The organism is Pseudomonas sp. X4 (assembly GCF_040784925.1).
GTDB classification, from domain to species: domain Bacteria; phylum Pseudomonadota; class Gammaproteobacteria; order Pseudomonadales; family Pseudomonadaceae; genus Aquipseudomonas; species Aquipseudomonas putida_Z.
Window position 1 is genome coordinate 1,267,791 of the sequence record NZ_CP160798.1, and the last position, 12,388, is coordinate 1,280,178.

Consider the following 12,388-nt stretch of genomic DNA (forward strand, 5'->3'; position numbering starts at 1 on the left):
GGGATGGCACTCATCCTGGGTTCTGTGGTGTACCTGTGGGAGCGGGTTTACCCGCGAAGAGGCCGGCAATGCCAACCCAGTACTAACTGTCAGACATCCGCCCCGCTGCAGCAAAGGCCTGCAACTGTGGATAAAACTCCCTGAAGTCCGCCAGCAATGGCTCATACAGCCGCTCCAGCTCCCCCATCACCCCAGCCATCCCCTCCGGCCGCGACAAGCGCCGGGCAATACCGTTGAACACCTGCTCCAGCGTGGCAAAGTCGCCATACGCCCCCAGCCAGTCATCCGCCGCCATGAACGGCGCAATCCGTGCCAGCCGCCCCGGCAACTCGGGCTCCGCCAGCAACACCCGATAAAAGTCCCCGGCGAACTGCGCCAGCGGCTGCTCGGCATAATCCCGCCAATGCCGGGCCAGGCAATGGTCGAAAAACACATCCAGAACAATGCCGGCAAAGCGCCGCCGCTCCCGCGGAAAGCGCGCCAGTGCCGCCAGCACCAACGGGTGCTGGTCGGTATAGCTGTCGATATGCCGGTGCAGCCGGATGGCCGCCTCCAGCGCAGGCGGGAAGCGCCCTTCCAGCGAGCCTTTGACGAAGTCGCCATACAGGCTGCCAAGCAGTTGTTGCGGCGCCGGGCCGCCAAGGTGCAGGTGTGCGAGGTAGTTCATGAGCGCAGTCTAGCACCGCCGCCCCCTATATCGTTATAACGCGATATAGCGATTCGTGCTCAGCTCAGAACTTCTTCATATTTGTATATCGGGAATCCACGATTTACATTTCGCCATATCGCGATATACCGCTACAACGAGCCTCAACCCATGCCTCTCGATCTCGACGAAATCATAAAAGCGCTGGCCCACCCGGTCAGGCGAGAAATCCTCAGCTGGCTGAAGGACCCGGCAACGCAATTCCCCGACCAGTACCACAGCACCGAGAACGGTGTGTGTGCCGGGCAGATCGACCAACGCTGCGGCCTGTCGCAGTCGACCGTCTCCGCCCACCTGGCCACCCTGCAGCGCGCCGGGCTGATCAGCAGCCAGAAGATCGGCCAATGGCACTTCTTCAAACGCAACGAAGCCACTATCCAGGCGTTTCTCGAACAACTGCGCCAAGCACTCTGAACAGGCAGGTAACCGTCATGACCACGCTTTTCGATCCGATCACCCTGGGCGACCTGCAACTGCCCAACCGCATCATCATGGCCCCGCTCACCCGCTGCCGGGCCGACGAAGGCCGCGTGCCCAATGCGCTGATGGCCGAGTACTACGTGCAGCGCGCCAGCGCCGGGCTGATCCTCAGCGAGGCGACCTCGGTCAGCGCCATGGGCGTCGGCTACCCGGATACCCCTGGTATCTGGAACGACGAGCAAGTGCGTGGCTGGAACAATGTGACCAAGGCCGTGCATGCCGCTGGCGGGCGCATCTTCCTGCAGCTGTGGCACGTCGGCCGCATCTCCCACCCCAGCTACCTGAACGGCGAGCTGCCGGTGGCCCCCAGCGCGATCCAGCCCAAGGGCCATGTAAGCCTGGTGCGCCCGCTCAGTGACTACCCCACCCCACGCGCGCTGGAAACCGAAGAAATCATCGACATCGTCGAGGCCTACCGCAGCGGTGCCGAGAATGCCAAGGCTGCCGGTTTCGATGGCGTAGAGATCCACGGTGCCAACGGCTACCTGCTCGACCAGTTTCTGCAGAGCAGCACCAACCAGCGCACCGACCGCTACGGCGGCTCGCTGGAAAACCGTGCGCGGCTGCTGCTGGAAGTGACCGATGCGGCCATCAAGGTGTGGGGCGCAAACCGCGTGGGCGTGCACCTGGCGCCGCGTGCCGATGCCCATGACATGGGCGATGCCGACCGTGCCGAAACCTTTACCTACGTGGCCCGTGAGCTGGGCAAGCGGGGTATTGCCTTCATCTGCTCGCGGGAAAAGGAAGCCGATGACAGTATCGGCCCGCTGATCAAGGAAGCGTTCGGTGGCCCGTACATCGTCAATGAGCGGTTTGACAAGGCCAGTGCCAATGCAGCCCTGGCCAATGGCAAGGCCGACGCCGTGGCGTTTGGCGTGCCGTTCATCGCTAACCCTGACCTGCCGGCGCGGCTGGCGGCGGATGCGCCGTTGAACGAGGCGCGGCCGGAGACTTTCTATGGCAAGGGGCCGGTGGGGTACATCGATTATCCGCGGTTGTGATTCAGGGCCATTCGCGGGCACGCCCGCTCCCACAGGTACAGCGACAAGCTTGAAGATTGTGCTGCCCCTGTGGGAGCGGGCGTGCCCGCGAAGAAGGCTCAGGTGATCTCACGGCCGGGCGTTGATCTGCTGCTGCAGGTTCTGGATCTGGCTCTGCAATGTATTCAGGTTGCGGGTCGTCTGCGCCCGGAAGGCGTCGAACTCCTGCACCGAAGCACCACTGGACGCCGCCGCGGCCGGGCGGTTGTCGATCTGGCTCTTGAGCACCAGGATGTCCTGCTCCAGGTCCTGGATGGCCGCGCTCGGGTTACCCTGCTTCTTCAGCGCTGCCACCTCGTTGCCCAGGCTCTTGAGCTGCCCGTCCAGCTTAGCGCCATCAGCCTGCGCGGCCTTCAGCGCAGCAACCTGTTCGTTCAGGCCCTTGAACTGCGTATCCAGCTTGCCACCATCGACCTGCCCCGAGCGCAACGCGGCCAGCTCGCCATTCACTGCCTTCAGTTGCGCCTGCAACTGGCTCTGCAGCTCGGTCACGGCCTTCTGCTGTTCACGGGTATCGGCCAGCACCTGCTCCAGGCGCTTGCCCAGGTCGCCGGTCTGCCCGGCCACACCCTTCTGCAACTGGCGCAGCTGCAGCTTCAACGCCTCGCTGTTGGTAGTGGCGCCGGACTCGCTGGCCGCCACCTTGCCGCTGATCGCCTGCAGGCGCCCGGCAGCCTCTTCGCTGATGCGGGCGAAGCTTTCCTGGGTCGCCACCAGTTGCTGCTCCATCAGCGAGATCTGCTGGAAGCTCCACCAGCCAAGGCCCGCCAAGGCGATGAACGAGGCCCCGAGCAATGCCCATAGCGGCGCCGTGCTGGCACCGCGAGCGGCTTTCTGGCGGCTGCGCACCACGTGCGCCGGCATCAGTTCGTCATCGTCATGGGTGCCGGCCCTCAGGGTAGGCACGTCATCGTAGTCATCGTGAGCATGGTTACGCATGGATACATTCAACCGCGGTAGTCGCAAAGAGGCACGAGTATAAACCGCCAGCGCGGCGCGTTGATGACCATTGTCAGCCGAGCGGCTTCACTGCCCCGGCGGCTGGTGCTTCCACCAGGCACAGAATTCATCCAGCGCCGTCCACAGGCTGACCTTGGGCTGGTAGTCCAGGTACTGCCGGGCGCGGCTGATATCCAGGGTGAAATCGCGGCTCATCACCTGCATCCCCAGACGCGAAAGGGTCGGTTGCGGGCGCCCCGGCCACAACATGCAGGCCGCCTCGTTCAGCGCGGCCAGGCTGTAGGCCAGGCCGTAGGAGCGGTACCGGGTTACCTGCGGCAACTGCATCTGGCGCATCACGTAGTTGACCACGTCCCACAGCGGCAGCGGCTGGCCGTTGCTGATGTTATAGGCCTGGCCCAGCGCCCGGTCGTCAGCGAACAGGGCACTGAGCAGCGCTTCGTTGAGGTTGTGCACGCTGGTGAAATCGACTTTGTTCAGGCCGTTGCCGATGATCGCCACACGCCCCTTGCGCTGCATCTGCATCAGCCGCGGGAAGATACTGGCATCGCCGGCGCCGGTGACGAAGCGCGGGCGCAGCGCCAGCACCTCGAGGCCGAACTCCTGGGCACCGAACACTTTCTGCTCGGCCATGTGCTTGGTCTGCCCGTAGTGGTCATGGAAGCGGCGCGGCACCTGCTCTTCCCGGATGTCCAGGCGCGAGCGGCCATTGAAGTAGATCGACGGCGACGACAGGTGTACCAGCCGCCGTACGTGCTCCTTCAAGCAGCCCTCGACCACGTTTTCGGTGACCACCACATTGCCCTGATAGAAGTCCTGGTAGCGCCCCCAGTTGCCCACTGCGCCGGCGCAGTGCACCACCGCCTCGACCCCCTGGCACAGGCGGCGGGCCAGCTCGGCATCACCCAGGTCGCCGGGGATGAACTGGGCGCCGCGCTTGACCAGGTGCTCGACCCCTTCGGCTCGACGGCCGCTGACCCGCACGTCCAGGCCCTGCTCCAGGGCAAAGCGCGCAAAGCGCCCGCCAATGAAGCCACTCGCGCCGGTGACCAGAATTCGCATGTAAGACTCCGTCTTGCCAGATTTCAGATGCAACTGACGCCAGCCGTGGCTACAAGGGCACCAGCCATTGCCGTGCGGTGTGCCGCAGGTGGTCGGTCAGTTGCGCGAGCAGTTGCCCGCCATTGCGCCAATGATGCCAGTACAGCGGCACATCGATGGGGGTATCGCTGCAGATTTCCACCAACTGGCCGCTGGCCAGTTGCTCGCGAGCCTGCAGTTCCGGCACCAGGCCCCAGCCCAGGCCGGCTTCGGTCATGCGCAGGAAACCTTCGGACGACGGGCACAAGTGGTGCAGGAAGCCATCCTCGATGCCCAGCGATGCCAGGTAGCGGTGTTGCAGGAAGTCGTCCGGGCCGTACACGATCGCCGGGGTACGGGCCAGGCGGCTGGCAGCGAAGCCCTGCGGAAAATGCCGCGCCATGAACCCGGGGCTGGCCAGCGCCCGGTAGCGCATGGCGCCCAGCGGCAGGCTGCGCGCGCCGGCCACCGGCCGCTCGCTGCCACACAGGCAAGCCGCCACTTCGCCCGCACGCATGCGTTTCAGGCCCACTTCCTGGTCTTCCACCACCAGGTCGGTCAGCACGTTCTGCTGTGCGCAGAAGTTGCCCACTGCGCCGGCCCACCAGGTAGCCAGGCTGTCGGCGTTGAGGGCGATGCGCAGGCGCTCCGGCATGCCCTCCTCGTCCAGCGCCGGCACCTGGCGCTGCAGGTCGCGTTCGAGCAGGCGCACCTGCTGCACATGGTTGAGCAACTGGCGGCCGACTTCGGTCGGGCTTGGCGGTGTGGCACGCACCAGCACCGGCTGGCCGACCCGCGCCTCGAGCAGCTTGATGCGCTGGGAGATGGCCGACTGCGACAAGCCCAGCACCTGCGCCGCGCGTTCGAAACCGCCCTGCTCGATCACCGCGGCAAGGGCGGCCAGCAGCTTGTAGTCGAACATCGATTTTCCTAATGACGGATCAGCTCTATTTGTTTTTCTTATACAGCGTGGTTCATCACAATGACCAGCATCTTTTGGACTCTTTGGAGAGCACGCCATGTGGCAAAGCTATCTCAACGGCATGCTCGTGGCCTTCGGCCTGATCATGGCCATCGGTGCACAGAACGCCTTCGTCCTCGCCCAGAGCTTGCGCCGCGAGCATCATTTGCCGGTGGCGGCACTGTGCATCGTCTGTGACGCCATCCTGGTGGCGGCCGGAGTGTTCGGCCTGGCCACCGTGCTGGCGCACAACCCGACGTTGCTGGCGATCGCCCGCTGGGGCGGTGCGGTGTTCCTGATCTGGTACGGCGCCAAGGCTTTGCGCAGCGCCTGCTCCAGGCAGAGCCTGCAGCACCAGCAAGGCCAGGGTGCGCGCTCACGCCGCGCGGTACTGCTCAGCGCCCTGGCGGTGACCCTGCTGAACCCGCACGTGTACCTCGACACGGTGCTGCTGATCGGCTCACTGGGCGCCCAGCAGGCTGCGCCTGGCGCCTACGTGGCCGGCGCTGCCAGCGCCTCGCTGCTGTGGTTCTCGACCCTGGCGATCGGTGCCGCCTGGCTGGCACCGTGGCTGGCCAGGCCGGCGACCTGGCGCATGCTCGACCTGATGGTGGCGGTGATGATGTTCGCGGTGGCGGCGCAGTTGATCTTCAACTGACCTCAAGGGCCCTATCGCCGGCAAGCCAGCTCCCACAGGGATATCACCAGGCCTGAGGTCGGTGATATCCCTGTGGGAGCTGGCTTGCCGGTGATGAGGCCCTTGCAGGCAATAGCTGACGCCACTGGTCGGCACGCCCCGACCGCTCTGGAACCTCTATTCCCTATCTTTGTTGCGTGGTTATGCGCCGGGCCCGGTGCTATGATCCAGCCCTTGCGTCGCAAAGAGTACAAACTCGCCGACGCTCATCGGGCCGCCCGTGATCGGCCTTGCGCAAACCGCAAACAGACCTGAATCAGGAGATCCACCATGGCTTTTGAATTGCCGCCGCTGCCGTACGCCCACGATGCCCTGCAGCCGCACATCTCCAAGGAAACCCTGGAGTATCACCACGACAAGCACCACAACACCTATGTCGTGAACCTGAACAACCTGGTCCCAGGCACCGAATTCGAAGGCAAGACCCTGGAAGAGATCGTCAAGAGCTCTTCGGGCGGCATCTTCAACAACGCCGCTCAAGTCTGGAACCACACCTTCTACTGGAACTGCCTGGCACCAAACGCCGGTGGCCAGCCGACCGGTGCCCTGGCTGACGCCATCAACGCCGCTTTCGGTTCCTTCGACAAGTTCAAGGAAGAGTTCACCAAGACTTCGGTTGGCACCTTCGGTTCCGGCTGGGGCTGGCTGGTGAAGAAGGCTGACGGTTCCCTGGCCCTGGCCAGCACCATCGGCGCCGGCTGCCCGCTGACCAGCGGCGACACCCCGCTGCTGACCTGCGACGTCTGGGAACACGCCTACTACATCGACTACCGCAACCTGCGTCCGAAGTACGTCGAGGCGTTCTGGAACCTGGTCAACTGGGCCTTCGTTGCCGAACAGTTCGAAGGCAAGACCTTCAAGGCCTGAGTCATTCAGCCCTGAACGAAAAACCCGGCCCGGTGCCGGGTTTTTTTATGCCTGTACCGGCCTCTTCGCGGGTGAACCCGCTCCCACAGGTACGGCGCAGCTTGTGGACTTGATGCTATCCCTGTGGGAGCGGGTTTACCCGCGAAAAAGCCAGCACGGTTTTGCTTGCTCAGCCCGCATAGCACGCTAACATCAAACCTCTGGAAGATTGTTACAGCGCATTCAAGTTGCGGGGTCAGGCAACCGATACACTATTGATGGTCGGCCGATAGTGTATCGTCATCGTTGATGGCAAAATGATGCCATGCGCATGGATTAAGGAAACCCCATTGAAGCTGGAATTGCGGAACAGCTTGTCGGTCAAGTTGCTCAGGGTCGTGCTGCTGTCGGCGCTAGCGGTCGGTGTCGTGCTCAGCTGTGCGCAAATCGTCTACGACACCTACAAGACCCGCCAGGCCGTGAACAACGATGCCCAGCGCATCCTCGACATGTTCCGCGACCCCTCGACCCAGGCGGTATACAGCCTCGACCGCGAAATGGGCATGCAGGTGATGGAAGGCCTGTTTCAGGACGAATCGGTACGCATGGCCTCCATCGGCCACCCCAACGAAACCATGCTGGCGGAAAAGTCCCGCCCGTTGCAGGACATGTCCATGCGCTGGCTGACCGACCTGATCCTCGGCCAGGAACGTACCTACACCACGCAACTGGTCGGCCGCGGCCCCTACAGCGAATACTACGGCGACCTGAGCATCACCCTGGACACCTCGTCCTACGGCGAAGACTTCCTGATCAACGCCGTGATCATCTTCATCTCCGGTGTGCTGCGGGCCCTGGCCATGGGCCTGGTGCTGTACCTGGTCTACCACTGGCTGCTGACCAAACCGCTGTCGAAGATCATCGAGCACCTCACCCAGATCAACCCCGACCGCCCAAGCCAGCACCAGCTGCCGCTGCTCAAGGGCCACGAGAAGAACGAGCTGGGCCTGTGGGTAAATACCGCCAACCAGCTGCTGGCCTCGATCGAGCGCAACACCCATCTGCGCCACGAGGCGGAAAACAGCCTGCAACGCATGGCCCAGTACGACTTCCTCACCGGCCTGCCCAACCGCCAGCAGTTGCAGCAGCAACTGGACAAGATCCTCGTCGACGGCGGCCGCCTGCAACACCGCGTGGCGGTACTGTGCGTAGGCCTGGACGACTTCAAGGGGATCAACGAGCAGTTCAGCTACCAGGTCGGCGACCAGCTGCTGCTGGCCCTGGCCGACCGCCTGCGCGCCCACAGTGGCCGCTTGGGCGCCCTGGCACGCCTGGGTGGTGACCAGTTCGCCCTGGTGCAGGCCAATATCGAGCAGCCCTACGAGGCGGCCGAACTGGCGCAGAGTATCCTCGACGACCTGGAAGTGCCGTTCGACCTCGACCACCACCAGCAGATCCGCCTGCGCGCTACCATCGGCATCACCCTGTTCCCGGAAGACGGCGACAGCACCGAGAAGCTGCTGCAGAAAGCCGAACAGACCATGACCCTGGCCAAGGCCCGTTCGCGCAACCGCTACCAGTTCTACATCGCCAGCGTCGACAGCGAGATGCGCCGCCGTCGCGAGCTGGAAAAGGACCTGCGCGAAGCCCTGCCGCGCAACCAGCTGTACCTGGTGTACCAGCCACAGATCAGCTACCGCGACCACCGCGTGGTCGGTGTCGAGGCATTGCTGCGCTGGCAGCACCCGGAGCTGGGCATGGTGCCGCCAGACCAGTTCATCCCCCTGGCCGAACAGAACGGCAGCATCATCAGCATCGGTGAATGGGTGCTCGACCAGGCCTGCCGGCAATTGCGCGAATGGCACGACATGGGCTTCAGCGAGCTGCGCATGGCGGTCAACCTGTCCACCGTGCAGCTGCACCACAGCGAACTGCCGCGGGTGGTCAACAACCTGCTGCAGGCCTATCGCCTGCCGCCGCGCAGCCTGGAACTGGAAGTCACCGAGACCGGCCTGATGGAAGACATCAGCACCGCCGCCCAGCACCTGCTGAGCCTGCGCCGCTCCGGAGCATTGATTGCCATCGACGACTTCGGCACCGGCTACTCGTCGCTCAGCTACCTGAAATCGCTGCCGCTGGACAAGATCAAGATCGACAAGAGCTTCGTCCAGGACCTGCTGGACGACGATGATGACGCCACCATCGTTCGCGCCATCATCCAGCTGGGCAAGAGCCTGGGGATGCAGGTGATCGCCGAAGGCGTGGAAACCGCCGAACAGGAAACCTACATCGTCGCCCAGGGCTGCCACGAGGGCCAGGGCTACCACTACAGCAAGCCGCTGTCGGCCCGTGAGCTGACCAACTTCCTCAAGCAGGCGCAGCGAAACCAAGTTTCGATGCTCTGAGCCCCCTGCCCGGTTACAGGCCGTGACCGGCATTTACACGAATTGCATGCCCGCCCCCTTTACAGCAAATGCAAATCTTTCGCATGATGTTGCGGTTTCGCGTGCCACGGCGCACGGTCCACCCCTTGGTCCAACCACACGACGCAGGAAAACCAATAATGATTCGAATGCCTCTGGCCTCCGCCAGTCTGCTGGCCATTGCCATCGCTCTCGCCGGTTGCGGTGAAGGCAAGGACGACAAGGCCGCCGCGCCGCAAGCCCAGGCACCTGCTGCCGCCAGCACCACCGCTGCGGCGCCCGGGGCTGTCGACGAAGCTGCCGGCAAAGCCGTGGTCAAGCATTACGCCGAGCTGGTCTACGCCGTGTACAGCGATTCGCTGAGCACCGCCAAGACCCTGCAGACCGCAGTCGACGCGTTCCTGGCCAAGCCCAACGACGAAACCCTCAAGGCAGCCAAAGAAGCCTGGGTCGCCTCGCGCGTACCGTACCTGCAGAGCGAAGCCTTCCGCTTCGGCAACACCATCATCGACGACTGGGAAGGCCAGGTGAACGCCTGGCCGCTGGACGAAGGCCTGATCGACTACGTCGACAAGAGCTATGAGCACGCCCTGGGCAACCCGGCGGCCAACGCCAACATCATCGCCAACACCGAGATCCAGGTGGGCGAAGAAAAGATCGACGTCAAGGACATCACCCCCGAGAAGTTGGCCAGCCTGAACGAACTGGGCGGCTCCGAGGCCAACGTCGCCACCGGCTACCACGCCATCGAGTTCCTGCTCTGGGGCCAGGACCTGAACGGCACCGGCCCGGGCGCGGGCAACCGTCCGGCGTCGGACTACCTCGAAGGCAAGGGCGCCACCGGTGGCCACAACGACCGCCGCCGTGCCTACCTGAAAGCGGTCACCGACCTGCTGGTCAAGGACCTCGAAGAGATGGTCGGCAACTGGGCACCGAACGTCGCCGACAACTACCGCGCCAAGCTGGAAGCCGAGTCGGTCAACGACGGCCTGCGCAAGATGCTGTTCGGCATGGGCAGCCTGTCGCTGGGTGAACTGGCTGGCGAACGCATGAAGGTTTCGCTGGAAGCCAACTCGCCGGAAGACGAGCATGACTGCTTCAGCGACAACACTCACTACTCGCACTTCTACGACGCCAAGGGCATCCGCAACGTCTACCTGGGCGAGTACACCCGCCCGGACGGCAGCAAGGTGACCGGCCCGAGCCTGTCGTCGCTGGTGGCCAAGGTAGACCCGGCCGCCGACGCCACCCTCAAGGCCGACCTGGAAGCCACCGAAGCCAAGATCCAGGTGATCGTCGACCACGCTCTCAAGGGCGAGCACTACGACCAGCTGATCGCTGCCGACAACGCAGCCGGCAACCAGATCGTGCGTGACGCTATCGCCTCCCTGGTCAAGCAGACTGGTGCGATCGAGCAGGCCGCGGGCAAGCTGGGCATTGCCAACCTGAACCCGGATACCGCGGATCACGAGTTCTGATCCTGCTGTAGCGGTTCTGAAAGAGGCGGCCTTCGGGTCGCCTTTTTTGCTTCCGGCCCTATCGCCGGCAAGCCAGCTCCCACAGGTACCCCACAGGGCTCAAGGGCTGTGAAGTACCTGTGGGAGCTGGCTTGCCGGCGATAGGGCCCGACCAGGCACCACAGACCATGGCCAACTGACACCGATTTCATCCAGCAATTGCAAATTGCTCTTATTCAAACTCCCTCACCCTGCTAAGCTTGCACGCCGGTTTTTCGCTCACGCCCAGGATTCTCGATGTCCTTGTCGCTGTCCCGACTCTCCCCCCTGCTGCTGGCCTTTGCCCTCGCCGCCTGTGACGACGCCCCGCGTTTCACCCAGGCCGAGCCCGGCGAAGCGTTGTCGGGCGGCAAAGCCACTGTGCAGCGCACTGACCGCAATGCCTATTCCCTGCCCTCGGCCAACCTCTCGCCCGAGCGGCGCCTGGACTTCGCCGTAGGCAACAGCTTCTTCCGCAACCCCTGGGTGATCGCCCCGTCCACCACCACCGCCCGTGACGGCCTGGGCCCGCTGTTCAACACCAATGCCTGCCAGAACTGCCACGTGCGCGACGGCCGCGGCCACCCGCCAGAGCCGGGCGACAGCAACGCCGTATCGATGCTGGTACGCCTGTCGATCCCCGACCAGCCCTACCTGGCCAAGGTGGTCGAACGCCTCGGCGTGGTGCCGGAGCCGGTCTATGGCACCCAGCTGCAGGACATGGCCATCCCCGGCGTGACGCCGGAAGGCAAGGTGCGGGTGAGCTACACCAGCGAAACAGTGTCGTTCGAGGACGGCCACCAGGTCGAGCTGCGCAAGCCGGCCCTGCAGATCACCCAGCTCGGTTATGGCGTGATGCACCCCGACACGCGCTTTTCGGCGCGGGTGGCGCCGCCGATGATCGGCCTGGGCCTGCTCGAAGCCATCCCCGAAGCCGACCTGCTGGCCAACGAAGACCCGGATGACCGCAACCGCGACGGCATCCGCGGCCGGGCCAACCGGGTGTGGGACGACGCCCAGGGCAAGACCGTGGTCGGCCGCTTCGGCTGGAAGGCCGGGCAGCCCAACGTCAACCAGCAGAACGTGCACGCCTTTGCCGGCGACATGGGCCTGACCACCACCCTGCTGCCCAACGACGACTGTACCCCGGCGCAGGCCGACTGCCTGGCCGCGCCCAACGGCGACGGCGCCAATGGCGAGAAGGAAGTCAGCGACAACATCCTGCGCCTGGTCACCTTCTACACCCGCAACCTGGCCGTGCCGGCCCGCCGCGATGTGGGCTCGCCGCAGGTGCTGGCGGGCAAGAACCTGTTCTACCAGGCCGGCTGCCAGGGCTGCCATACACCGCAGTTCACCACCGCCGCCAATGCCGCCGAGCCGGAGCTGGCCAACCAGCTGATCCGTCCCTACAGCGACCTGCTGCTGCATGACATGGGCCCGGGCCTGGCCGACGAGCGCACCGAATTTGCCGCCAACGGCCAGGACTGGCGCACCCCGCCACTGTGGGGCATCGGCCTGAGCGAAACGGTCAGTGGCCACAGCCAGTTCCTGCACGACGGCCGCGCCCGCAACCTGCTCGAAGCCGTGCTCTGGCACGGTGGCGAGGCCGAGGCGGCACGCAATTTCGTACTCACTTTCAATGCCGAGCAGCGTGCCGCGTTGCTGGCTTTCCTGAACTCACTTTAAAAAGCGCAAAGGA

Annotated in this window: 11 protein-coding genes; 7 read left to right on the forward strand and 4 right to left on the reverse strand. The window is 64.3% G+C overall.

Going from position 1 to position 12,388, the window contains the following annotated elements:
* Positions 1-82: 82 nt before the first annotated feature.
* A complete protein-coding gene (locus ABX298_RS05500; RefSeq protein WP_367394168.1) occupies positions 83-667 on the reverse strand; it encodes an ACP phosphodiesterase in 585 nt (194 codons plus the stop codon).
* Between the two features lie 150 nt (positions 668-817).
* Here ABX298_RS05500 and ABX298_RS05505 point away from each other — a divergent pair, with 150 nt between their 5' ends.
* Positions 818-1,120 carry a helix-turn-helix transcriptional regulator gene (locus tag ABX298_RS05505; protein ID WP_003258229.1) on the forward strand — a complete coding sequence of 101 codons (303 nt, stop codon included), beginning with the start codon at positions 818-820 and terminating at the stop codon, positions 1,118-1,120.
* 17 nt (positions 1,121-1,137) lie between these two features.
* Complete coding sequence (locus ABX298_RS05510; protein ID WP_317409333.1) at positions 1,138-2,187, forward strand: alkene reductase; 1,050 nt, start codon at positions 1,138-1,140, stop codon at positions 2,185-2,187.
* Positions 2,188-2,295: 108 nt separating this feature from the next.
* Here the strand turns inward: ABX298_RS05510 and ABX298_RS05515 are convergent, their stop codons facing one another.
* From ABX298_RS05515 to ABX298_RS05525, 3 genes are all read right to left on the reverse strand, one after another.
* Positions 2,296-3,165 (reverse strand): hypothetical protein, encoded by an 870-nt coding sequence (locus ABX298_RS05515; protein ID WP_025340516.1) that lies wholly within the window; start codon positions 3,163-3,165, stop codon positions 2,296-2,298.
* A gap of 87 nt (positions 3,166-3,252) precedes the next feature.
* On the reverse strand, positions 3,253-4,248 hold the full coding sequence (locus ABX298_RS05520; RefSeq protein ID WP_085614284.1) for an NAD(P)-dependent oxidoreductase: 996 nt from the start codon (positions 4,246-4,248) through the stop codon (positions 3,253-3,255).
* Positions 4,249-4,297: 49 nt separating this feature from the next.
* Complete coding sequence (locus tag ABX298_RS05525; protein ID WP_054573319.1) at positions 4,298-5,188, reverse strand: LysR family transcriptional regulator ArgP; 891 nt, start codon at positions 5,186-5,188, stop codon at positions 4,298-4,300.
* Positions 5,189-5,285: 97 nt separating this feature from the next.
* On the opposite strand from ABX298_RS05525, the gene ABX298_RS05530 reads away from it, so the two are divergent.
* From ABX298_RS05530 to ABX298_RS05550, 5 genes are all read left to right on the forward strand, one after another.
* Entirely contained in the window at positions 5,286-5,885 is a 600-nt protein-coding gene (locus ABX298_RS05530; RefSeq protein ID WP_003258234.1) for a LysE/ArgO family amino acid transporter, read from the forward strand.
* A gap of 309 nt (positions 5,886-6,194) precedes the next feature.
* Positions 6,195-6,791, forward strand: a complete 597-nt coding sequence (locus ABX298_RS05535) for a superoxide dismutase (RefSeq protein ID WP_013974076.1) — start codon at positions 6,195-6,197, stop codon at positions 6,789-6,791.
* A gap of 329 nt (positions 6,792-7,120) precedes the next feature.
* Entirely contained in the window at positions 7,121-9,175 is a 2,055-nt protein-coding gene (locus tag ABX298_RS05540) for a bifunctional diguanylate cyclase/phosphodiesterase (RefSeq protein ID WP_025340519.1), read from the forward strand.
* Positions 9,176-9,333: 158 nt separating this feature from the next.
* A complete protein-coding gene (locus ABX298_RS05545; protein WP_025340520.1) occupies positions 9,334-10,671 on the forward strand; it encodes an imelysin family protein in 1,338 nt (445 codons plus the stop codon).
* Positions 10,672-10,947: 276 nt separating this feature from the next.
* Positions 10,948-12,375: a di-heme oxidoredictase family protein gene (locus ABX298_RS05550; RefSeq protein ID WP_085664404.1), complete on the forward strand. Its 1,428-nt coding sequence runs from the start codon at positions 10,948-10,950 to the stop codon at positions 12,373-12,375.
* The last annotated feature ends 13 nt before the right edge of the window (positions 12,376-12,388 follow it).

What these genes read in the sequence shown, in the direction of transcription:
- ABX298_RS05500 (WP_367394168.1), bottom strand. Translation starts at nt 667, where the DNA reads ATGAACTACCTCGCACACCTGCACCTTGGCGGCCCGGCGCCGCAACAA.
- ABX298_RS05505 (WP_003258229.1), top strand. Translation starts at nt 818, where the DNA reads ATGCCTCTCGATCTCGACGAAATCATAAAAGCGCTGGCCCACCCGGTC.
- ABX298_RS05510 (WP_317409333.1), top strand. Translation starts at nt 1,138, where the DNA reads ATGACCACGCTTTTCGATCCGATCACCCTGGGCGACCTGCAACTGCCC.
- ABX298_RS05515 (WP_025340516.1), bottom strand. Translation starts at nt 3,165, where the DNA reads ATGCGTAACCATGCTCACGATGACTACGATGACGTGCCTACCCTGAGG.
- ABX298_RS05520 (WP_085614284.1), bottom strand. Translation starts at nt 4,248, where the DNA reads ATGCGAATTCTGGTCACCGGCGCGAGTGGCTTCATTGGCGGGCGCTTT.
- ABX298_RS05525 (WP_054573319.1), bottom strand. Translation starts at nt 5,188, where the DNA reads ATGTTCGACTACAAGCTGCTGGCCGCCCTTGCCGCGGTGATCGAGCAG.
- ABX298_RS05530 (WP_003258234.1), top strand. Translation starts at nt 5,286, where the DNA reads ATGTGGCAAAGCTATCTCAACGGCATGCTCGTGGCCTTCGGCCTGATC.
- ABX298_RS05535 (WP_013974076.1), top strand. Translation starts at nt 6,195, where the DNA reads ATGGCTTTTGAATTGCCGCCGCTGCCGTACGCCCACGATGCCCTGCAG.
- ABX298_RS05545 (WP_025340520.1), top strand. Translation starts at nt 9,334, where the DNA reads ATGATTCGAATGCCTCTGGCCTCCGCCAGTCTGCTGGCCATTGCCATC.
- ABX298_RS05550 (WP_085664404.1), top strand. Translation starts at nt 10,948, where the DNA reads ATGTCCTTGTCGCTGTCCCGACTCTCCCCCCTGCTGCTGGCCTTTGCC.